Origin of the sequence: Microbacterium sp. NPDC089698 (assembly GCF_044749045.1) — a bacterium.
Lineage (GTDB): Bacteria > Actinomycetota > Actinomycetes > Actinomycetales > Microbacteriaceae > Microbacterium.
This window is the reverse complement of record NZ_JBIVHE010000003.1, coordinates 351,682-372,262: the sequence shown is the minus strand read 5'-3', so window position 1 is coordinate 372,262 and position 20,581 is coordinate 351,682. Positions and strand designations below refer to the sequence as shown.

The window sequence follows — 20,581 nt, the reverse complement described above, 5'->3', positions numbered from 1 at the left end:
GGTTCTCCGCAGATAGGCTGAGGGCGGACGAGACGGAGGGGGATCGCTCATGGCGTCGAACGCCGCCGCGGCACTGCTGCCGCTGCTCGCAGCCGGTCTCGCCGCCTCCGCGCTCGGCATCGGCCTGTGGATCTGGTACGCGGCGGCGCTGTCGAGGCTCTTCCCGCGCCTCGGCGTCGAGGGCTGGAAAGGCTGGGCGCCGGTCCTCAACGAGGCCGAGATCCTGTCCCAGGGCGGCAAGCCCGCCTGGGGCGTCGTGTTCTTCTTCATCCCCGTCGTGCAGCTCTACGGCCTGTACCTGAAGGCCGTAGCCGCGCACCGGATCAACCAGCGCTTCCGCCATGGCGGCGGCTTCACGCTGCTCGCGATCGTCCTTCCGCCGCTGTGGGCCACGCTGCTCGCCGGCGGCCGGAACCCGATCGCGGATCGGAGCGCCGGGTCCGGCTCATCGGCGGCAGGGATCCGCACGCGCGTCACCTCGCCGCGGGCCGCCCTCGCTCGCGATGCGTCGGGGTACGCGATCCCGGCGGCTGCTCCCGCCGAGGCCGCGTTGATCGACGCTGTCCCGGGAGGGTCCGCCACGGCGCCGGTGGCGGAGCCGCGCGGAGCCGAGCCCGGTGCTCGCACACCGCCATCGCAGGGGACGCCCGCGGCCGCCCCTACGCCGCCGCCCGCCCCGATCCCGACGGCCGGCCCCTCCGGCGAACGGTGGGCACTCGTGCTCGACGACGGCAGCCGGCTGCCGCTCACGGCGGCGAGCATCGTGCTCGGGCGGAACCCGGTCGCCTCCGCCGGCGCTCAGGCGCTGCGGATCCCCGACGTGACGCGCACGCTGTCGAAGACGCACGCCCGCCTCGAGCGCGACGGATCCGGCTGGACCCTCACCGACGTGAACTCCACCAACGGCGTGCAGACGTTCGCCCGGGACGGAAGCGTCGCGGCGCTCGCCCCCGGCGTCCCGACACCGGTGCAGGGGCGGATCCTCCTCGGCGACGTGGGGATGCTGATCGTGCTGGACGGCGTGGGATGACCCTGCAGCACGCACGATGGTCGGGCTGATCGGATCCTCACGGATACCCCGCACCGGGATCAGAACGGGTCGGGCGTCTCCTGGTCGAGGAGGCCGCCCGTGCGCGGGGGCGTGCTCGCGGACGCCTCGGCGAGCTCCGTGCGGCGCCTGCGCAGCAGCAGGAGCGTCGTGAGCAGGCCCAGCAGCGCCGCGGCGATCACGCCGGCGAGGATCGCGGCCTGTCTGGTCTCGAGGAACGCGGAGGGGGAGGGGTCGGATCCGACCTGCGCTCCGACAGGGCGCACAGCGCTGCCCGCGTTGTCGACGAACGGGCTCTGCGGGCCGCGGATGCTGGCGTCGGGGAGCAGGTCGATCGCGGCAGCCGGCTGGATGAAGCCCCACCCGTCGCGGTCGTCGCGGTGGTCCGCATCGGCGCGCAGCGCGGTGGCCCTGAGCCGATACGCCCAGCCTGCGGCGGGTTCGTCCGGATGCGCCTGGGCGACGAGCGCCGCCGCACCGCTCACGTAGGCCGTCGCCCAGCTCGCGGAGGGCACCGCCTCGAACTGGCAGTCACCGGCGCCGGTGGCGGTGCTGAGCACGTTCGCCCCCGGCGCCGTGACCGACACCTGCGGACCGTGGATCGAGTCGTCGGTGACGCGGCCGTCGTCGGCGGCCGCCGAGACGCCGAGCGCCTCGGGATAGCCGGCGGGGAAGCGCGCCTCGTCCGGCGCCTCCGGGTCCGACGCACGGTTGCCGCCGCTCGCGACGACCAGGCTGTGCTGTGCGGCGGCATACTCCACGGCGGCGCGCAGCGCCGGGTCGTCCTGCCGCATGCTCATCGAGACGTTGATCACGCGTGCGCCGTGGTCGACGCCCCAGCGGATGCCCTCCGCGATCCGGGCGGCGGTGGGCCCGAACCCCTTCTTGGCGTCGTCGTCCGTGTCGCTGCGGAAGACGCGCACCGACAGCAGCGCGGCGTCGGGCGCCAGCCCGACGACCCCGGATCCAGCGACCGGCCGCGCGGCGATCTCCCCCGCGATCACGGTGCCGTGACCGAGCGGATCGCTCAGCCCGTCGGAGCGCTCGCCATCGCCGACGAGGTTGACGCCGCCGACGACCGCACCCGCCAGATGCGGGTTGCCGGCATCGATGCCCGAGTCCACGACCGCGACGGTCACCCCGCGGCCGGTGGCGCGCTGGTTCGCCGCCGCGGCGTCGAGCGAAGTCAATGCCGCCGGCTTGTTCGTCGTGAACACGATCTGGCCGGGCTCGCAGGACTGCCCGGCCGCAGACGCGGGTGTGGCGGTCGGCGCGAACACGGCGCCCGCGGCGATCAGTACCGCGACGCCGAGGATCCCGGCTCCGCGTCTCATCCGCCGCTCGCCGTGGTGGGGGTTCGTCCGGCCGCTGCGCTGGAGAGTGCCGGCCCGGCCGGGAAGAACTGGATCCAGGCGTCGGTGGCGCGGCCCACATCCCTGGTCGCATAGCCGAGGCGCTGCACGGCGTCCGTGCCACCGGAGATCGCATACGCCGTGCCGGATCCGTCGATCAGCATGTGCATCGCGGCGGATCCGGATCCCACCTGCACGAGCGCTCCGGTGCCGACACGCACGGACGGAGTCTTGCGGTCATCCGGCAGCGCCGAGGTCGTGGAGGCGAGGACGGTGCGGCCGTCCTTGCCGAGCAGCGCGCAGGAGGACGCCCCGCTCGCGAGCGGGGCGAGGGAGGCGGTCGGCCAGTCGGATCCGCCGGCCGCGGGGCCGGTCGGAAGTGCGGCGAGCTGCGCGGGCGGGACGTCCCGCACGGCGCCCGCGTTCGCGCCGGAGCCGAGCAGATACAGCTGATAGGCGAGAGGAGACAGCGGCGCAGCCTTGCCGTCGGCGGTGATCAGGTAGCGATCACCCTCTGCCGCGCCCTGCACATGCACGACATCGCCGCTGGACAGATCGCTGCCGGGGATCGCCACTCCGAGCTCGCCGAGATCGAGCGGCGCGAATTTGCTGCCCGGTGCGAACAGGTTCAGCCACCGGCCGTCCACGGCCTGCGGGCGGGCCGTGCCGAGGCCGACGGCCCGCAGCACGGCGTCGGCGGACGCGGCAGGGACGGCATGACGGAGCCCGTCCGCGATCACGAACACATCGTCACCCCGGTGCACCACGGCACCTGCACCGGCAGCGGCGGCCTGCACGGATGAGCCGCCGATCGAGACGGCGACGCCGTCGGATCCGTCCACGCATGCGGTCCAGCCGGTGTTGCGCAGAGAGGATGCGGCCGGCAGATCGTCCGGGGCGCCGACGATGCCCACGGTGGCGCCGACGGGGATCTTCTTGAGCGTGTCGCGGTCGGTGCGGATCACGGAGAACTCGTTCGAGGGGATCAGCAGACGCGCGCTCGCGGTGTTGATCACCGGGTGCAGCTCGCCCTTCGACGTGACATAGCGGGCGCCGGTGTCGGTCGCGACGATCAGGCGGTTGTTCTCCCAGCCCTGCGGCAGCCCGGGGCGCAGCAGGCCGTAGAAAAGTCCGCCCAGCAGCACCATGATCGTCAGCGCGATCCCCGCGGTCACCGCGCGCAGCGGCTTGGCCGGTTCGAGCTCCTTGCCGCCGGGCGCGCCCGAAGTGAAGGCGGAGAGCAGCCGGCGCCGGCTGAACCCCTGCGCCTCGATGAGGTCCTTCTTGGTCGCCATCGTCTACAGCAGCCCCGCCGTGATCACGCCGAGCGGCAGGACGAGCGCCATCGCGATGACCTCGACGGCGTCGGCGACACGAGCGAGCCTCAGCCGTGCCCTGGGGCGCATCAGCGTGAGCCCGATGAGGACGATCGTCGCGGCGAGCAGCACCACCAGGAGGCTCTGGCGCAGATCGGGCTGGGCGAGCGCGACCGTGAGGCCGGTCGCCGCCAGCCCCAGCGCACCGATGATCATGAGCACCAGCACGCCGCGCCGGGCGTGCACCTGGCGCGACTGGAACATCATGCCGATGAAGGCGAGCAGGCAGAGGATCGCGCCAGGCAGCCCCTGAGCGGCGACGAGCGGGGTGGCCACGAGGGCGGCGATGCCGAGCGCGGCGCGCAGAGCGATCAATGCTCGGGTGCCGGCCGCCGCCCGGCGCTTGACCTCGTCGCCGTCGATCGGGGTCGGGTCGCTGAAGATGTCGGCATCGCTCTGCGGCGAGATCACCCTGATGCGCGTGGAGGTGAGCACCAGCCACGGCAGGCCGTTCGCGAGCGTCGCCGTGATCGCGAGCATGAGCGCGTAGGGTGCGACGGGTGCGTCGAACAGCGCCGTGAGGGCGGCGGGGATCCCGATGGCGGCCCCGAGCGCGATCGGGACGAGGTGGACCTCGGGCTTGTCGTTCGCGATGGCGAGGTTGATGCCGCCCACGATGAGCATTCCGAGGCCGCCGACGGCGAGCGGCCAGCCCCAGAGCGAGTCCCCCGGCACGGCGAGGAAGCCGCAGAGCCCGCCGAAGAAGGCCGCGGCGAGGCCCAGGGCATGGCCGGCCTCGGTCTGCTCGAGCCGCAGCAGCACGGCCGCCGCGGCGGTGAGCACCACGGCGCCGCCGCCGGCGATGACGGCGGACAGCACTCCGCCTCCACTGGCGACGAGCAGCAGCGCGCACAGGGCGAGGAAGATGAGGCTGATGAACAGGGCGGTGCGGGCGCTGTCCTTGGGCGTCCACACGCCGTGCTGCTCGCTGGTCGCATCGATCACGGCTTCGACGACGTCGTCGTACACGCGCGGGGACGGGACCAGCCCGCCGCGCACGAGCGTGAGGAGCTCGCCGTCATGCACGCCCTGGGCGAGCGCGCCCCGGGACGGATCGAGGGCGGTGCCGTCGGCGCGGTGCAGTGCGTAGCCGCCGTGGGCGAGAGCGGGATCCAGCACTCCCAGGCTCCGGGCGAAGCCGGGGATGATCTCGACGAGCGGCACCTGTGCGGGCACGCCGGCGTCGAGCCGTCGGTCGTCGCTGACGATCGACAGCCTGAGCACGGCGCCTGTCGTGGCGCTGCCTTGATCCATCGGACGCTATCCCCCCTCTGCTCCCGCCCCGCGATCACGGGCGGGCACGAGCGACATTCACTCTACCTATGCCGGGCTCCAACCGCCGGGGCCGCCCGCAGCCGCTGCAGGTCAGAGCCCCAGGACTGCCCTGGCGCCGTCCTCATCGGCCTTCCGGTATTCGTCTGCGAGCCGGGCCAGCCGCTCCGCCGCGCGGTGCAGCTCTCCCGCGCGCGTGCGTCCCTGGGCATCCGCACGGGAGGAACTGCGCCGATAGGCGGCCTGGGCGTCGCCCTGCCAATTCGTGGTGAGCGTCACGGACGATCGCTGCAGATCGTCGAGCTCGCTCGTGATGCTCTTCGCTGTGGCGCGCACCGTCTCCGCGAGCGCCGCAAGCTTGTCGACATCGACCTTCAGGTCCACGAGAGTCCTCCCGCCTGCGGGCCGCCGGCGGGGAAACCGCGGTCGGCATCGGAACGCAGGCTCGCCGCGATGTCGGACTCGGCACCGAACAGTTCCGCGCCGCGCTCGGCCAGTGACGACATGGCGTCGTGCTGGGCGTTCGCGATCGTCTGCACGGTGAGCCGGGCAAGAGCCTGGAGGGTCAGATCATCTGCGGACTCCGCGAAGGTGATGTCGTCGATGCGGCCGCCGACGCGTGCGCGTACGGTCACCTCACCCCGCCGGCTGCGCGCCGTGCCGGTGAGCCGCTCGACGTCGGCCGAGAGTTGCTGCGCACGATCGCGGTTCTGCTGCGCCTGTTGCGCCGCCTCCTGGAGTTGGCGCTGCGCGGCGGCGATGCCGTCCTCGGCGTCGAAGTCGGAATCGGTCATCTCTTCCTCCTGGTCACGGGATCTTCGCGGTGATGCCGTCAGGGATCGACGGAACCGCGCCCGGCCACGGGCCGAGGCGGGCGCGGTTCTTCTTCCCTTGAGTGACTTGTGTCTCGCTACCCTGCTCCGCATCCGCGTAGGTATAAATGCTGACAGTGCTGAACCCGTTGTCCGGCGTGACCGCCCAGTGCGTCGCCCACCCGGACTGCTCCGCGGCCGCGCGGACATCGAACGGGCGTGCCTTGTCCGAGAGCACCGTGATGTCGATGGTCGCGTTGGGGAGGTAGCCGTCACGCACAGACCACGCGGAGCGCGCGAGGAACTCGACGAGCGCTTGTCCGTCCACGATCTCGTATGCGGGATCGAGTTTGATGTCGAAGGCGTATCCGGTGTTCCCCTTGATGTTGGGGCGGCCGCCTCCGTCGGCGTCGATGTCGAGTCCCGGGATCGACCTCACTGCTTTCTGCATCTCGGAGAGGGTCTGCCCTCCCGACTTCGCGTCGTGCGGGATCTCCGACCCCGGCGCGGGCGTGCACGCCGCGAGCGAAAGCGTCGTCATCAGAACGCCGACGCCCGCTGCTGCTGCCAGCATTCGACGCACGGGCACCCTCATCGATCGTGTCAAATCGTGCTGCCTTCCGTGCGGTCTTGCGTCTTTCGTTCTGCCGCTAAAAGCCATAGTTGATCGCATCCTTCAGCCGGTACTGCATGTCCGCCCAGATGGAGACATCGCTGATTCCGGAATAGGCGGAGTTCGTCGCCCCGGAGAAGCCCAGCTTGTTCAGGATCGTCGAGTCATAGGCGCCGCTGACCTCGAATGTGGCATGACCGTCGACGTTGCGGACCCGGAACGCGACTTCGCCAGGGTATTCGGGGTGGCCCTGGTCGGCCGCGATGACGAAGCCATCATTGGTGACCTGCTGGACGTGGATTCCTCCCGACGTGACTCCGGGTACGGCCATGCCGAAGAGCGAGGTTTCGATGTGCTGACGGTCGCCGGTGCGCGGGTCCATGCCATCGGGCGACAGAGTCATGTTGATCTGGGAGTTGTCACCGGTGCGTGAGGGAAGGAAGACGTGGCCGAAGTTCTTGCGGAGCATCTCATTCAGTTGCTCCGTCGTCATGTTGCTTGGTCCAAGGTCGTACTTGTGCTGATAGCCGAGCGGGTGCGGATTCATGAACGTTTGATCGGAGCCCGGGAATGGCGTCGGACCGGGGTCCGCTACTTCGCCCGTGCTGGAGGAGGGAAGCCCGGGAAGGTTGCCGAGCGGACCCAGCAGCGCGCCGGGCCGCAGCGTATTCAGGAGGCTGCCGAGCAGCGCGTCGAGCTGCTGGTGGAACGGAATGATCGCGCGGTAGAGATCGGTAAGAAGGCGCACCAGCTCGCGCAGCGCCTGGAGCACCCGGTCCAAGCTCCTCACCACATCCTGCAGGATCCGATTGCAGTTATCGGCGAAGCGGCTGATTGCGGCGACCTTCTTATCGGCCTCCCACGGCCAGCTGTCGAAGGCCACGTCGCCGACCACGCCGGTTAGCGAGCTGACGAGCTCGAACGCCTCGCAGACGATCGAGCGCATGATCTCGACGACCCGCACCCCGAGCTGAAGCACCTGGCTGGTCACCTTGCTCCAGTCCGAGAGCTCCCGTGCCCCTAGCACGAGCAGGTCGATCACCTGCCCTGTGGTCTGCGCGAACTGGCCGTTCAGGGCCTCATCCATGGCCCTGCGCGCGGCGTCGAAGACGATGTACGCGCCCTCGGCGTCGCCTGCGAAGGTCTCCCAAGCGATGGAGGCGTGGTAGAGACCAGCCGGGTCTCCCTGCACCTGCGCCATCAACTGTTCGAGGGGCTGGACGAACTGCATGAGGGCGCCGGCGACGCCCGAGAGGCTCTGGCCGCACCCCTGACCGCCGGCACCGGCCGCGGGCAGACCAGACGTCCATGAAGCCCCCGAGAGCGCGGTTGAGGCCGCTTCAGCCTCGGGTGCGAGCACCATCGTCATGAGGCGGCCTCCGCCGCGAGGCTTGCCAGATCGGATTTCGCCGCCTCATCGACGGCGTGAAAGCCGGCGAGCCCGGCGGTGATCCCGGACGAAGCTCGACGGGATACGCCGTCGAGCGCGGAACCGGCGGCGCCGACAGCACCGCCGAGCGCGTTGAACACCGGCGGCACGAAGGCGCCGAGCAGGCCGAACGCCGTACCAGGAACAGCGTCCGCCAGCGCGCTGCGATTCTTGCTCAGCGTCCCCGCTGCCTCGGTCAGCGAGGCGCAGACCTTCTCATAGGCGTCGCTGTGCACTTCGATCGTCATAGCAAGATCCCCCCGGATCCGGTCGTCTCGCGCTGTCAGAGATCGGCGCGTTCGCCGCAATCGTACGTGTTCGAAGGGACGCGCGCGGTTCCGTGACATGGGTAGTTCTCCCCATCGTGCGGCGAACGAGGTGCTGGTGACGTTGGAGGGTGCCCTGTCGGGTACGGAGCGTGATCAGGCTGCGACGGAGGAGCAGCATCGTTCGACCATCTCGGGCCTTGGCTCGATGATGGCTGGTTGACGTTTCGGGTTCGGAAGACTTTTAAGGAGAGCATGATGCAGTCGATGTCGGTGCGTCCGGAGCAGGTCACTGCTTTGTCGAATGAGATCCGTACGGGTGCGAATGGCATTCGTTCGGAGTTGGATCGTCTGGAGTCGGAGGTGGGGAAGCTTCGTGCGGCGTGGAATGGTGAGGCGCAGTCTGCGTATGACCAGGCGCAGGCGAAGTGGAACAAGTCTTTGACGGAGCTTCAGCAGTTGCTGGAGCAGATCGCGTCGAAGACGGATCAGATGTCGCAGGAGTATGTCTCGCGGGACAAGTCCTCCGCGAACCGCTTCGCATAAGGTGAGGAACCAGACGCTTTCCCGGGGGGATCCATGGCTGACGATGTCGACTACTTCTACGACATGCGCGACGAGTTCGATCGCGAGGCGCAGCAGTACCAGCAGCATCTGCCGGGCCAGCGCGAGGCGATGACGTCCATCGCGAAGGACTTCGCCGACAGTATCTCCTCCGCGATGAGCACGATGCAGATCGCGATCGTCGCCTTCTGGGCCGGCGTCATCGTCGCCGTGATCGCGCTCATCAACGGGATCTCCGCGGCGACCGCGGAGGGCGTCACGATCATCGGGCTCCTCGCTGTGCCCGCGACCGTCGTGGCGAGCATCGTCATCGCACTTGCGGCGCTCGGCACCGGGATCTGGATCCTGAACAGCCAGGCGGACAGCGCCCGTTCCACGCTCGCCTCGGCCTCGTCGGGCGTGCAGCACTGGCCGGCGTTCGCCTCGTGACCCCTGACGCGCGTGGTGACGACCGGGATGATCGGCTCCGTCGCCTGCGAGCTCGGGCGACAGGCGGTTTCCTCATCGCCGCGGTGCTGATCGCCTTCGGCGGCACGGTGCTGCTCACGCAGCTGCGGACGGCACCGGGTCTCGCTCCGCTGGGGGTGACGTTCGCGGCGCTCGGTCTGTGCGCGCTTCTGGTCGGCGGTCTTTCCCTCAGCGCGAGTCGTCGGCGGCCGGACGCCCTTCCGCTCACAGGCGTGCTGATCCTGATCCGCCTGGTGCTCTATGCGGTCGCCGTCGGAGGCGGGATCGCCGCGCTCACGAGCGGCCTGACCATCGTGCCGGCGCTCGGCACGGCGCTGCTGGGACTCCTGGCGGCGTTCGTCGTGGATCTCGTCGCGGCAGGGGTTCTCCGCGACATTCGGAGGCAGAGGGCCTGATCGCACCGCTTCGGCGCATGGGTAGTTCTCCCCATTGGCCGTGCCCTGGCCCTTCGCTTAGTCTGCTGGGCAGGGGGACGGATGACCGCACGGTGTGGTCACTGGCCGGGAGCATCCTGGTATTCGGTCCTCCGTCCACGAGTGTTTTGAGGAGGGTGGGTTATGGCTGAGGTCATTTCTGCGGAGGAGGGTGCGCTTCGTAAGGGGGCGCAGGCGGTGAACACGGCGAAGGCTGGTATTGATCAGCAGGTCAAGAAGGTTCGTGGTGAGATCGAGCAGGTGCGTGGGTTCTGGACGGGTGGCGCGGCGGATGCGTTCACGGGTCTGATGAATCGGTGGGATGAGAACACGCGTCAGTTGAACGAGGTGCTGGTGACGTTGGAGGGTGCCCTGTCGGGTACGGAGCGTGATCAGGCTGCGACGGAGGAGCAGCATCGTTCGACCATCTCGGGCCTTGGCTCGATGATGGCTGGTTGACGTTTCGGGTTCGGAAGACTTTTAAGGAGAGCATGATGCAGTCGATGTCGGTGCGTCCGGAGCAGGTCACTGCTTTGTCGAATGAGATCCGTACGGGTGCGAATGGCATTCGTTCGGAGTTGGATCGTCTGGAGTCGGAGGTGGGGAAGCTTCGTGCGGCGTGGAATGGTGAGGCGCAGTCTGCGTATGACCAGGCGCAGGCGAAGTGGAACAAGTCTTTGACGGAGCTTCAGCAGTTGCTGGAGCAGATCGCGTCGAAGACGGATCAGATGTCGCAGGAGTATGTCTCGCGGGACAAGTCCTCCGCGAACCGCTTCGCATAAGGTGGTGCGACCGCGGGCGTGATCCCGGGCTCTGAGCCTGTCGAAGGGTTCGGATCCACGTCCGCGGCGTTTCCGGTTCCGATCGGCGCGATCCGCGTCGGTGGGAGCCGGTGATGCGGCACCACAGCATCAGAGGCACACGGAGGGAAGCAGGGGGACCATGGCTGTTCAGATCGGCTTTTTCGACTCGATCCTGGAAATGACGAAGAAGCTCGTTCAGGAGCTCGAGCAATCGCCGGACGCGTGGAAGGCCAAGGACGCCTCGGGTGGCAACACGGAGACGACCGCCTCCTTGCATGAGCAGCTCGTCGGGGCGGCGAGCGACATCACCAACGCAACGAACAACATCGTCGTCGAGGTCAACCAGATGCACGACAGCGTCCGGGCTGCGGTGCTTGCGCTCATGGCGACAGACCAAAACGCGGCCGATGACGGCAAGCTGATCCTCTCGATGCTCGACAATGTCGAGGCGCAGGCTCCCAACAGCTCCGATGGTGGGATCAAGTGAGTCGTATCCGTACGCTTGGTGTCCTCGGGGCTGCGGCCGTCGCCGCCGTCGTGACGGTGGTCGCGGCGCCACCTGCGAACGCGGACGATCTGTCGAGCGGCTCTTGGTACTACCAAGCGCTTCACGTGCAGGAGGCCCTGGATGCAGGGTTCACGGGCAAGGGCGTGAAGATCGCCGTGATCGACACGCAGATCAACCCGGCGATCCCGACGCTGCAGGGCGCGAACCTCACCCCGGTGGACAAGACCTATTGCTATGACGCACAGGGAAAGCCGATCCCTCCCACGTCGACCGACTACGCAGCCGCCATGCACGGAACGCATGTGGCCTCGCTCATCGTCGGCACCGGCGAGGCGGAGCCGGGGCAGGTGCCCATCCGCGGGGTTGCTCCGCAGGCCGAAGTGCTGTTCTACAACTCCGGCATCGCGGCCGCCCCTGACTCGTCTCTCACGTGCTTGGACGCCAAGGGAGAGAATCGCCCCGTAGAGAGCCTCGCCGAGGCTATGAACGATGCCATGGACGCCCATGCAGATATCATCTCGGTCTCGCAGGGGGTGCCCTACTCGGGCGCCTTGAACCGGGCTCTTGCTCGAGCCCTGGCTCTGGGCATCCCGGTCGTGGCCGGTCTGACGAATGACGCGCTGTCCACCACGGGCGGCTATCCGGGAGTGGGGAACGGCTCCGTCGGGGTGCAGGCGATCGATGCCACGGGTGCGGTCCAGAAGGCCGACGGATTCTCGAACCGGAGCCTTTCGGTGAAAGTCGCGGCCCCAGGAGTGGGCATCATCACCCAGGGGACATCGGAATCGTGGGATGCCCAGGAGCTCGGCAGTGGCACGTCGCTCGCAACGCCGATCGTGGCGGGGTTCCTCGCGGATATGAAGAGCAAGTTCCCGTCGGCGACGGGCAATCAGCTGTTGCAGACGATGATCCGCAACACGGGCGGCACGCTGCACGACCCCCGATGGGGCAACGACCTCGGCTACGGCACGATCTCGCTGACCCAGATGCGGGAGGACAATCCGCTTGCGTATGAGGACGTGAACCCGTTCTTCGATCCGAAGGCGTCGCAATCACAGGGACCGACAGTCGACGACGTGGGGGCGGCGAAGGGTGCGGAGGCTCTGAAGCCCACGGCCGGCACGCAGACGACGACGCCGCAGGCCGGGAAGCCCGCGGCGGACGGCGCAAGCGCGGGGACGCCGGCGTGGGTACCGTTCGCGATCGGCGGGGGCGTGCTGCTGCTGATCGTCGTGGGGGGCGTTTTCGCCGTCGTCATGGGCACCCGACGCCGCAGGGGCGCAGAGCCTGCGCAGGCGGTCGACAAACCCGCGAGCGACGGGGAACACCACATGCATGCACCGACCGGAGCGGGTTCGGGCGCTGATCAGGGGGGAAGAGGATGACGGAGAACTACGTCTGCTACGCGAATGCGGAGGATGAGCTGAACGCCATCCACAAGGTCGAGGACTGGCACATCAGCAACACGGCGCCGCTGCGCTTCTCGCTGCAGGCACTGGGCAAGGCGCTCGCGAATCTCGTTGCGCACGAAGACGCGTGGCGCGGCGAGTCCGCCGACGCGGCACGTCGGCGCATGGGCGAGATGGCCGCGCGCTTCACGGTGATCGACGAGGCGGTGGGCGAGATCGTCGCCGCCGTCGACGCAGCGAACACCGCGCGTCGTACGGCATCGGGCGGCGAACTCCCCAGTGCGCAGGTCGACCCGTTCTGGGCGAATGCGGTGAAGGCCGGTGCCACGGTCGTCCACCCCGCTCTCGGGCCGCTGGCCGCCGACAAGGCGCTCGAGGTGATCGGCGACTGGATGTCGGGTCAGCGCGAAGCGAAGGCGCGGGAGACGGTCAACGCGGTGAGCACGGCTCTCGCTCAACCCACGAGCGACATCGCCACGGCCCGGGCGAAGCTGAACGGGGTCAAAACTGTGCAGGTCGATCCGGGTGGTCCCGGTGGCGACGGCGGGTCGACTCCGGGGGGCGTATCCGGTGGTCAAGGCGGCCCGGGGGGCTACAGCGGTCCCAGCGGCAGCTACGCGGGTGGCGGCTATCCCGGCGGGCCTGGTGGTGGCGGTGGGATCCTGATCACGGAGAACCCCGGCCCGGTCTACCCGGGCGACCCCGGTCACCCGGGATACCCCGGCGACCCTGGCTACCCCGGTGGTCCGGGGCGTCCCGGCGGCCCGACGGCCGACGACCCGAACGTGATCGGGCATATCCCCGGCACCGGCGGTTCCGGCACCGGCGGATCCGGCCATCTGCCCGGTGGCGGCGGTTCGTTGCCCGGCGGCGGCCTCATCCCCGGCGCGATCGGCGGCGGTGGGGCAGCAGCCCTCGCCTTCGGTGCCCGCGGGAGCCTTGGCGGCCTGAGCGGCGCGGGTGCGGGCCTGTCCGGCCTGAAGCCCGGCGGGCTCCTCGGGGGCACGACCGGCGGCACCGGCGGTCTGCTCGGAGCCGGCGGTCCTGGTGCTTCCGGTTCCGCCGCGCAGGGCGCGACCGGGATGGGCGCACGCTCGGGTGGCGGCATGATCGGCGGGCAGGGCCAAGGCGGATCCGACGAGGAGAAGCAGCGTCGAGGCGGCTCGATGGGCCCGATCGCACCGCATCTCGAGGACGATGAGGAGCCGATCCCGCTTCCGAAGAGCGGCCGCGCGGGTTCCCGCGGCGACGCCGGCGACAATCGACTCGCCTGACGTGAGGCGCGGCAAGGCCGGCTGGTCTCCGTCGCTTCGCACTTCTTGCGGACGCGCGGCGGCCGGATAGGGTGCTGTGGTGGCCGGAGGAGTGATCGAGCGACGACGGATCGCGCTCGCGGGGGAGCAGGCGCGCGTCGATCTCGCGCTGCCCTTGGACGAGGCGCTGTCCGACGTGCTCTCGGCCCAGGGGCTCGTCGACCGACTGAGCGGACCGATCGCCGCCACGGCTCGTCTGGTCGTGCTGGATCCGCTCGGCTATGAAGTCGCGCCGGCGACCGTCGCGGAAGACCTCGTCGAGGGCGGGCTCTACACGGTCGTCGACCTCAGCGCCTCGGTGGCTCGCGCCGCGCCGGGCCGGCGTCGGCACGAGATCGCGGACCGCGCCGACCACGGCTCGCGCTGGGTGCTGCTGACCGTCGCCGCACTGCTCCTGCTGCTCGCCACGGTCGCGGCCGGAGGGCTGGTTCCGGCGTGGGCGCGGCTCGCGATGGCTCTCGTGGCGGCCGTCGGCGCCGCCGTCACCGCCGTCGTCTGGACGCGCGATGACGCGACCCCGGCGCGGCTGCTGCGCGGCGTGCTCGCCCCCGGCGCGCTGGCGTTCGCGGCCGGCGCGCTGCTGATCCCGGCCGGACTCGACGCCGCCGTGCAGCTCTCGGTGGCGGCAGGAATGCTCGCGGCCGCCGTCGTCACGATGCTGATCGCCCTGCTGACGCGGATCCGCCGAGTCAGGTCCGCGGCGGGGACCGTCGCCATCCTGCTCGTGGTGTTCGGCGCGGTGTGGGGCATCGCCCTGCTCGCGCACGTGGGCATCGCGCCGTCGGCCGCGGTGAGTCTCGGCCTGGTCCCGTTGCTGCTGCGGGCGCTGCCCAGCGCGCTGGTGAACCTGCCCGAGGGCGCGTTCATCGACTACGAGCACTTCATGAGCAGCCGATGGACGGTGCGCGGCTCGATCCCCGAGGCGGTGACCGAGGTGCGCATGCCGAGCGTGCGGGGCGTCGTGGACGACTCGTCCGCGCGCCTCGCGGCGGGAACCGTGCTGCTCTCAGGCGCCGCGGTGCTGTTCGCGCCTTTCGTCGTGCTGCAGCGCTGGGGAGAGGACCCGTTCGTCGTCGCGGGCGGCTGCGTGCTGCTCGTCTCCGCCGTGCTCGCCCTGCTGCTCGTCCCCCGGCACACCGGATCCCGCCTGCTGCGCTGGACGCCGCGCGTCGCTGCCGCCCTCGTACTGATCGTCGCCGTGGCCGGATTCTCCATCGGCGCGACGGAGGGATCCGCGGTGGTGCCGTGGGCCGGGGATCTCGGCGCCGCCGGGATGGCGTTGCTCGCCACGGGGCTCCTCATCGCCGCGATCGTCGCGGCGTCCATGACACGCCCGGTGTCGCTGGGCGCGAGCTCGCTCGTCGCCTCGCGCACCGGTGACGTCATGGAGGCGATCGCCGTGGCCCTGGCGCTGCCCGCGGCGCTGCTGCACGCGGATGTGCTCACCCTGCTGCGTGGAATGATGGCAACGTGAGCGGAAACGGCGCCTATCCGGGCGGCCCGGGGGGTCCGGCAGCTCCTGGTGCCCCCGAGCCGCGATCGGTGATCGATCCCGGCGCACCCCCGCTCTCCCGTCGCCGTCGCCGTGACGAGCAGGTCGCCACGCAGTCCGGACCGACCGTGGCGGGCGACATGCCCGCGTTCGCCGCCTCGGTGATCGCCGCGGCGCCCCAGCCGGGCCCGGTGCGCGCGCCGTCGCCGGTGCGCACGTCCGCACCGGGGCAGAACCCGCTCGGCCCCGCCTTCGCGGGCACACCGGCCTCGACCGGCGCTCGCCTCGTCGCCTTCACGCTCGACGCGATCCTCATCGGCATCGTCACCGTCGCCGTGCTCCTCGGAACCCGGAGCCTCGTGCTCGCCGCGGTCGTGGCGCTCCAGCTCGCGATCGGGTTCTGCGTAGCACTCGCCCGCACGGGCGCGACCCCCGGCCACCTCATGCTGCGCCTGCGCGCCTCCCGCGATGACGCGCCGTTCTCCCCCGGCACGGGGCGTGCGTTCGTGCGCGCCCTCGTGACCGGGTTCGGCTTCGTGGTCGGGATCGGATCCTGGGTCGTCGTCGCCTCCAGCGCCTGGGACGCCGGCGGCCGGCGGCGCTCATGGGCCGACCGCGCCGCCGGCACCGTCGTGGTCGCCGTGCCCCGGGGCGGAGCCGTCGTCGCCCCTGCCGCCGCGACGACTGTCGCGCCTCCGCTCGTGTTCAACACCTCCGTGCGTCCCGCCGTGGACGATGACGCGGCGCCGATCGGGTCCGCCGCCGTGCTCCCGCAGGCTCCGGCTGCCGTCGTCCCCGTCGCACCGGCCGCCGTGGCGCCGGTCCCGCGCGCACAGCCGGTGGCGCCCGTGGTCCCCGTGGCACCTGCACTCCCAGTGGCGCCGGTAGCGGCGCCCGCCCCGGCCGGCGAATCCGTGCGGGCGGATCCGTCCGCGCTGCTGCTGATCTTCGACACCGGCCAGCGGGTCCGCATCGAGTTGCCGGCCGCCGTCAACCTGGGCCGTCGTCCCGCGCCGTCCGAGCCGGGCGACCTCGTCGTCGCCGTCGAGGATCCGGACAGCACCGTGTCCAAGACCCACCTGCGCCTGGAGCACTCCCGCGGGCGCACCTGGGCGACCGATCTCGGATCCACGAACGGATCCGGCGTCTTCGCCGACGACGGACGCCGCAGCGAGCTCGCGCCCGGAGCGCGCACGCTCCTCGACGACGGCGATCGCGTGCGCATCGGCGACCGCACCTTCACCGTGAACGAACTGCTGCCGGACGGCGGCGAGAGAGGCGCGAGCGCATGACGGGTCCGCGACTGGCACCTCCGCGGGTTCCCTCGGGCAAGCTCACGGTGCAGGCTCCGCCCGAGCTGACACCGACCGACGGCGGCTCGAACATGCTCACCTCGCTCCTGCCGATGCTCGGCAGCATCGGCGCGGTCGTGATGGTCAGCATGAACAACTCCGGGCCCGGCGGCTTCCTCATCGGCGGCATGGTGCTGGTGTCCTCCCTCGGCTTCGTGGTCGTCAACGGCTGGCGGCAGCGCTCGCAGAAGCAGGCCGCCACTCTCGCGGCCCGGCGGGAGTATCTCGCCTACCTCACCGATCTGCGCGCCTCCATCCGCGTCGCCGCGCACCAGCAGCGTCGCGCCGCGAACTGGCAGCTGCCCGCGCCCTCGGCCCTGCCCTATGTCGCGGAGGAGCGCACGCGCGTCGCGGAGCGCGGACCCGCGGACGAGGACTTCCTGTCGGTGCGGATCGGCCTCAGCGATCAGCCGCTGTGCATCACGCTCGAGGCGCCGGAGCTGCCGCCGCTCGCCCAGCTCGACCCGGTGTCGGCCTCCGCCGCGCACCGGTTCATGCTCGCGCACTCCACCCAAACGCAGCTGCCGCTGGGCGTCTCGCTGCGCGACCACGCCCGCGTCGAGATCACCGGCGACGAGACCGAGGCGCGCGGCATCGCCCGGGCGATGCTGCTGCACATCGCGACCATGCACGACCCCGAGAACGTGCAGATCGTGATCGCCGCGGACCAGGCGGCGCTGCCGCAGTGGGAGTGGGCGAAGTGGCTCCCGCACACGCACTCGCGCACCGGGAGCGACGCGCTGGGACCTGCGCGCATGATCGGACCCCGGATGAGCGACCTCGAGGAGCTGCTGCCCGCGGGGGTCCGTGAGCGGGCCCGCTTCTCGCGCGGAGCCGGATCCGCCGAGCTGCCGCACCTGGTCGTGCTCACCGACGGGGTGCCGGCGTCGAGCCTGGTCGACGGCGTCGCGGGCGTGACGATCATCGACCTGCCGTCGCGCTGGGGCGACCTGGATGACGACCGCACCCTGCGCATCGCGCTGTCGCCCTCCCAGCCCGGTACCGCGGAGCTGGTCAGCCGCTCCATGCTGGCGCAGCCGTTCCAGCCCGACGGCATCACGATCGTCGAGGCGGAGGCCACCGCGCGCCGGCTCATCGCCGTCACCCCCACCGCGCTCTCGCCGGTGGCCGACAAGACCGTCGCCCGCGGGCAGGCCGAGCTCGTCGACCTGCTGGGCCTGCCGGACGTGCGCGACATCGACTTCGACACCGTGTGGGCGCCGCGCCTGGAGCGCGACCGCCTCCGCGTGCCGATCGGGCAGGCCGAGGACGGCTCCCCGCTCATCCTCGACATCAAGGAATCCGCCCAGCAGGGCATGGGTCCGCACGGTCTCATCATCGGCGCGACCGGATCCGGGAAGTCCGAGGTGCTGCGCACCCTGGTGCTCGCGCTCACGCTCACGCACTCGCCGGAGCAGCTCAACTTCGTGCTCGTCGACTTCAAGGGCGGCGCCACGTTCGCGGGCATGGCCGGCATGCCGCACGTCTCGGCGATCATCACCAACCTCGGCAGCGAGCTCTCGCTCGTGGACCGCTTCCAGGATGCGCTGCAGGGCGAGGTCGTGCGCCGCCAGGAGCTGCTGCGCGCGGCCGGGAACTTCGCCAACGTCGCCGACTACGAGAAGGCCCGTCGCGGGGGCCGCACCGACCTGGAGCCGCTGCCCGCGCTGCTCATCGTGGCCGACGAGTTCAGCGAGCTGCTCGCCGCCAAACCGGAGTTCGTGGAGAGCTTCGTCAACATCGGCCGCGTCGGCCGCTCGCTGCAGGTGCACCTGCTGCTGGCCTCGCAGCGCCTCGAGGAGGGCAAGCTCCGCGGCCTCGACACCTACCTCTCGTACCGGATCGGTCTGCGCACGTTCTCCGCGTCCGAGTCGCGCGCCGTCCTCGGCGTCCCTGACGCGTACCACCTGCCGCCCGAGCCCGGCATCGGGTTCCTCAAGAGCGACACCGAGACGATGACCCAGTTCCGCGCGGCCTACGTCTCCGGGCCGCCGCCCCGCCGTCGTCGCGCGGCCTCCGGTTCGCGGCGCAGCCCGCAGGACGCCGCGGTCGAGGTGTTCTCGGCCGCGCCGGTGCGCAGCGCCCCGCCGCAGGCCGAGGCGCCCGTCGAGCTCGAGCAGTCGGCGGCGCCCGAGGAGAGCGGCAGCACCTTCGAGCTCGCGGTCGAGCGGATGAGCGGCCGCGGGCCCGCGGCGCATCAGGTGTGGCTGCCGCCGCTCGAGGTGCCCGCCACGATCGGCGACCTCTTCGGCGACCTCGTCGAGGATCCGCAGCTCGGACTGATCTCGCCGCGCTGGCGGGCGGTCGGAGGGCTCACCGTGCCGCTCGGCATCGTGGATGTTCCGCTCGAGCAGCGGCGCGAGAACCTGGTGGTCTCGCTCGGCGGCGCCGCCGGTCACATGGCGATCGTGGGTGCGCCGCTGAGCGGCAAGAGCACGCTCGCGCGCACGACCGTCGCCGCGCTCGCCCTCACGCACACTCCGCGCGAGGTGCAGTTCTTCGTGATCGACTTCGGCGGCGGCAGCTTCGCCGGCATGCAGGGCTTCGCGCACCTCAGCGGTCTCGCGACCCGCTCCGAGCCCGACGTGGTGCGGCGCACCGTCAGCGAGATCACCTCGCTCCTGAACGCGCGCGAGGTGTACTTCCGCTCCCAGGGCATCGACTCGATCGACACCTACCGGCGCCGCCGGGCGGAGGGGACCGTCGACGACGGCTACGGGGACATCTTCCTCATCGTCGACGGCTGGGGGACGCTGCGCACCGAGTTCGAGAACCTCGAGGCGCCGATCCAGGCGATCGCCGCCCGCGGCCTCACGTACGGCGTGCACGTGATCCTCACCGCCGCGCGGTGGATGGAGATCCGCGCGAACGTCAAGGACCTCATCGGCACCCGGATCGAGCTGCGCCTCGGCGACGCGACCGACTCCGAGGTGGACCGCAAGGCCGCGGGCAACGTCACCTCGCTCCCCGGCCGGGGCCTGGATCCGCGGGCGCTGCAGATGCTCACTGCGCTGCCGCGGATCGACGGGGTCGAGGACGCGGGATCCCTGGCCGACGGCGTCGACGACCTCGTGCGCCGCGTCGGCGCGGCCTGGCGGGGACCCGTCGGGCCCAAGCTGCGCCTGCTGCCTTCGCGCATCTCGCACGACGAGCTGCGGGCGCTCGCGACGCGGGCGAACGGCGGATCCGAGCCGCACCAGATGCTGCTCGGCATCGACGAGGAGAACCTCGCGCCGTTCGCGGTCGATCCCGCGGCCGAGCCGCTTCTGTACCTCTACGGCGACGCCGACTCGGGCAAGTCGTCGATGCTGCGCGGCGCCGTGCACGAGATCATGCGGCTCTACCCGGCGAACCGGGCGAAGATCTTCGTGGTCGACTACCGCCGGGCGCTGCTGGGCGAGATCCCGCAGGAGTACCTCGGCGCCTACCTCACCTCGCACGAGCTGGCCGAGGGCGGGATCAGTGAACTGGCGGCGTTCTTCCGCAGCCGGATCCCGGGTCCCGATGTCACCCCGGAGCAGCTGCGCACCCGTTCCTGGTGGAGCGGCGCGGAGGGCTTCGTGCTCGTCGACGACTACGACCTCGTCGCGACCTCGCAGGGCAACCCGATGGCGCCGCTCGCGCCGCTGCTCGCGCAGGCGGCGGATCTGGGTCTGCACGTGATCCTCACCCGCCGCGCCGGCGGGGCGAGCCGCGCCGCCTACGACCCGATCATCCAGCGCATGACGGATCTGGGCGCCACGGGCATCCTGCTCAGCGGGAACCCGGAGGAGGGGCAGCTGATCGGCAAGGTCAAGGCCGTCCCGTCCATCCCGGGGCGCGCGCAGATCGTCAGCCGCGACCGCGGCGTCGTCGCCGCCCAGCTGCTCTGGGTCCCGCCCCGCTACGAGTGACGCCCCCCACCTGACCGCGAGACTCCATCTGGGCGACGAGACTGCACGCCAGAACCGCAGTCTCGTCGCCCAGATGGAGTCTCGCGGAGGGGTGGCGGGGCAGCTCGATGGGGAGTTCTCCCCATCGAGCGCTTCCAGGATCGCGGTTTACACTCTTGGAGTCCCCTGACAGTTCTGCATGGGGGCGCTGTGCTGTCC

Annotated in this window: 20 protein-coding genes; 12 read left to right on the top strand and 8 right to left on the bottom strand. The window is 70.8% G+C overall.

Annotated elements, in window-relative coordinates; translation table 11 throughout:
* Positions 1-49 precede the first annotated feature (49 nt).
* Complete coding sequence (locus ACIPY5_RS11665; RefSeq protein WP_400970753.1) at positions 50-1,030, top strand: DUF5684 domain-containing protein; 981 nt, start codon at positions 50-52, stop codon at positions 1,028-1,030.
* 59 nt (positions 1,031-1,089) lie between these two features.
* On the opposite strand, the gene ACIPY5_RS11660 is transcribed toward ACIPY5_RS11665, so the two are convergent.
* From ACIPY5_RS11660 to ACIPY5_RS11625, 8 genes are all read right to left on the bottom strand, one after another.
* A complete protein-coding gene (locus ACIPY5_RS11660) occupies positions 1,090-2,382 on the bottom strand; it encodes a S8 family serine peptidase (protein WP_400970750.1) in 1,293 nt (430 codons plus the stop codon).
* Positions 2,379-3,695 carry a type VII secretion protein EccB gene (gene eccB / locus ACIPY5_RS11655; protein ID WP_400970747.1) on the bottom strand — a complete coding sequence of 439 codons (1,317 nt, stop codon included), beginning with the start codon at positions 3,693-3,695 and terminating at the stop codon, positions 2,379-2,381. The genes ACIPY5_RS11660 and eccB overlap by 4 nt, the downstream gene beginning before the upstream one ends.
* Before the next feature lie 3 nt (positions 3,696-3,698).
* Entirely contained in the window at positions 3,699-5,030 is a 1,332-nt protein-coding gene (gene eccD, locus ACIPY5_RS11650) for a type VII secretion integral membrane protein EccD (protein WP_400970744.1), read from the bottom strand.
* A gap of 111 nt (positions 5,031-5,141) precedes the next feature.
* A complete protein-coding gene (locus ACIPY5_RS11645) occupies positions 5,142-5,432 on the bottom strand; it encodes a WXG100 family type VII secretion target (RefSeq protein ID WP_400970741.1) in 291 nt (96 codons plus the stop codon).
* Entirely contained in the window at positions 5,423-5,842 is a 420-nt protein-coding gene (locus tag ACIPY5_RS11640) for a YbaB/EbfC family nucleoid-associated protein (protein ID WP_400970738.1), read from the bottom strand. Before ACIPY5_RS11640 ends, ACIPY5_RS11645 begins: the two co-directional genes overlap by 10 nt.
* A gap of 13 nt (positions 5,843-5,855) precedes the next feature.
* Positions 5,856-6,401, bottom strand: coding sequence for a hypothetical protein (locus ACIPY5_RS11635; protein ID WP_309339390.1), 546 nt, complete (start codon positions 6,399-6,401; stop codon positions 5,856-5,858).
* 109 nt (positions 6,402-6,510) lie between these two features.
* The gene (locus ACIPY5_RS11630) at positions 6,511-7,842 is read right to left on the bottom strand and encodes a hypothetical protein (protein ID WP_400970733.1); all 1,332 of its coding nucleotides are present in this window, start codon (positions 7,840-7,842) and stop codon (positions 6,511-6,513) included.
* The gene (locus ACIPY5_RS11625; protein ID WP_309339382.1) at positions 7,839-8,150 is read right to left on the bottom strand and encodes a hypothetical protein; all 312 of its coding nucleotides are present in this window, start codon (positions 8,148-8,150) and stop codon (positions 7,839-7,841) included. The genes ACIPY5_RS11630 and ACIPY5_RS11625 overlap by 4 nt, the downstream gene beginning before the upstream one ends.
* A gap of 273 nt (positions 8,151-8,423) precedes the next feature.
* On the opposite strand from ACIPY5_RS11625, the gene ACIPY5_RS11620 reads away from it, so the two are divergent.
* From ACIPY5_RS11620 to eccCa, 11 genes are all read left to right on the top strand, one after another.
* Entirely contained in the window at positions 8,424-8,714 is a 291-nt protein-coding gene (locus ACIPY5_RS11620) for a WXG100 family type VII secretion target (RefSeq protein WP_400970721.1), read from the top strand.
* A gap of 33 nt (positions 8,715-8,747) precedes the next feature.
* On the top strand, positions 8,748-9,161 hold the full coding sequence (locus tag ACIPY5_RS11615) for a hypothetical protein (protein WP_400970729.1): 414 nt from the start codon (positions 8,748-8,750) through the stop codon (positions 9,159-9,161).
* 83 nt (positions 9,162-9,244) lie between these two features.
* Positions 9,245-9,595, top strand: a complete 351-nt coding sequence (locus ACIPY5_RS11610) for a hypothetical protein (protein WP_400970726.1) — start codon at positions 9,245-9,247, stop codon at positions 9,593-9,595.
* A gap of 162 nt (positions 9,596-9,757) precedes the next feature.
* Positions 9,758-10,072, top strand: a complete 315-nt coding sequence (locus tag ACIPY5_RS11605; protein ID WP_400970723.1) for a WXG100 family type VII secretion target — start codon at positions 9,758-9,760, stop codon at positions 10,070-10,072.
* A gap of 32 nt (positions 10,073-10,104) precedes the next feature.
* Positions 10,105-10,395 carry a WXG100 family type VII secretion target gene (locus ACIPY5_RS11600; protein WP_400970721.1) on the top strand — a complete coding sequence of 97 codons (291 nt, stop codon included), beginning with the start codon at positions 10,105-10,107 and terminating at the stop codon, positions 10,393-10,395.
* Between the two features lie 160 nt (positions 10,396-10,555).
* Positions 10,556-10,903, top strand: a complete 348-nt coding sequence (locus ACIPY5_RS11595; RefSeq protein ID WP_309337857.1) for a hypothetical protein — start codon at positions 10,556-10,558, stop codon at positions 10,901-10,903.
* Entirely contained in the window at positions 10,900-12,309 is a 1,410-nt protein-coding gene (locus ACIPY5_RS11590; RefSeq protein ID WP_400970717.1) for a S8 family peptidase, read from the top strand. Before ACIPY5_RS11595 ends, ACIPY5_RS11590 begins: the two co-directional genes overlap by 4 nt.
* Positions 12,306-13,607, top strand: coding sequence for a hypothetical protein (locus ACIPY5_RS11585; RefSeq protein WP_400970714.1), 1,302 nt, complete (start codon positions 12,306-12,308; stop codon positions 13,605-13,607). Before ACIPY5_RS11590 ends, ACIPY5_RS11585 begins: the two co-directional genes overlap by 4 nt.
* Before the next feature lie 79 nt (positions 13,608-13,686).
* Positions 13,687-15,120 (top strand): hypothetical protein, encoded by a 1,434-nt coding sequence (locus ACIPY5_RS11580; protein ID WP_400970711.1) that lies wholly within the window; start codon positions 13,687-13,689, stop codon positions 15,118-15,120.
* Positions 15,117-16,430 (top strand): RDD family protein, encoded by a 1,314-nt coding sequence (locus ACIPY5_RS11575; RefSeq protein ID WP_400970708.1) that lies wholly within the window; start codon positions 15,117-15,119, stop codon positions 16,428-16,430. The genes ACIPY5_RS11580 and ACIPY5_RS11575 overlap by 4 nt, the downstream gene beginning before the upstream one ends.
* Complete coding sequence (gene eccCa / locus ACIPY5_RS11570) at positions 16,427-20,383, top strand: type VII secretion protein EccCa (protein ID WP_400970705.1); 3,957 nt, start codon at positions 16,427-16,429, stop codon at positions 20,381-20,383. The genes ACIPY5_RS11575 and eccCa overlap by 4 nt, the downstream gene beginning before the upstream one ends.
* The last annotated feature ends 198 nt before the right edge of the window (positions 20,384-20,581 follow it).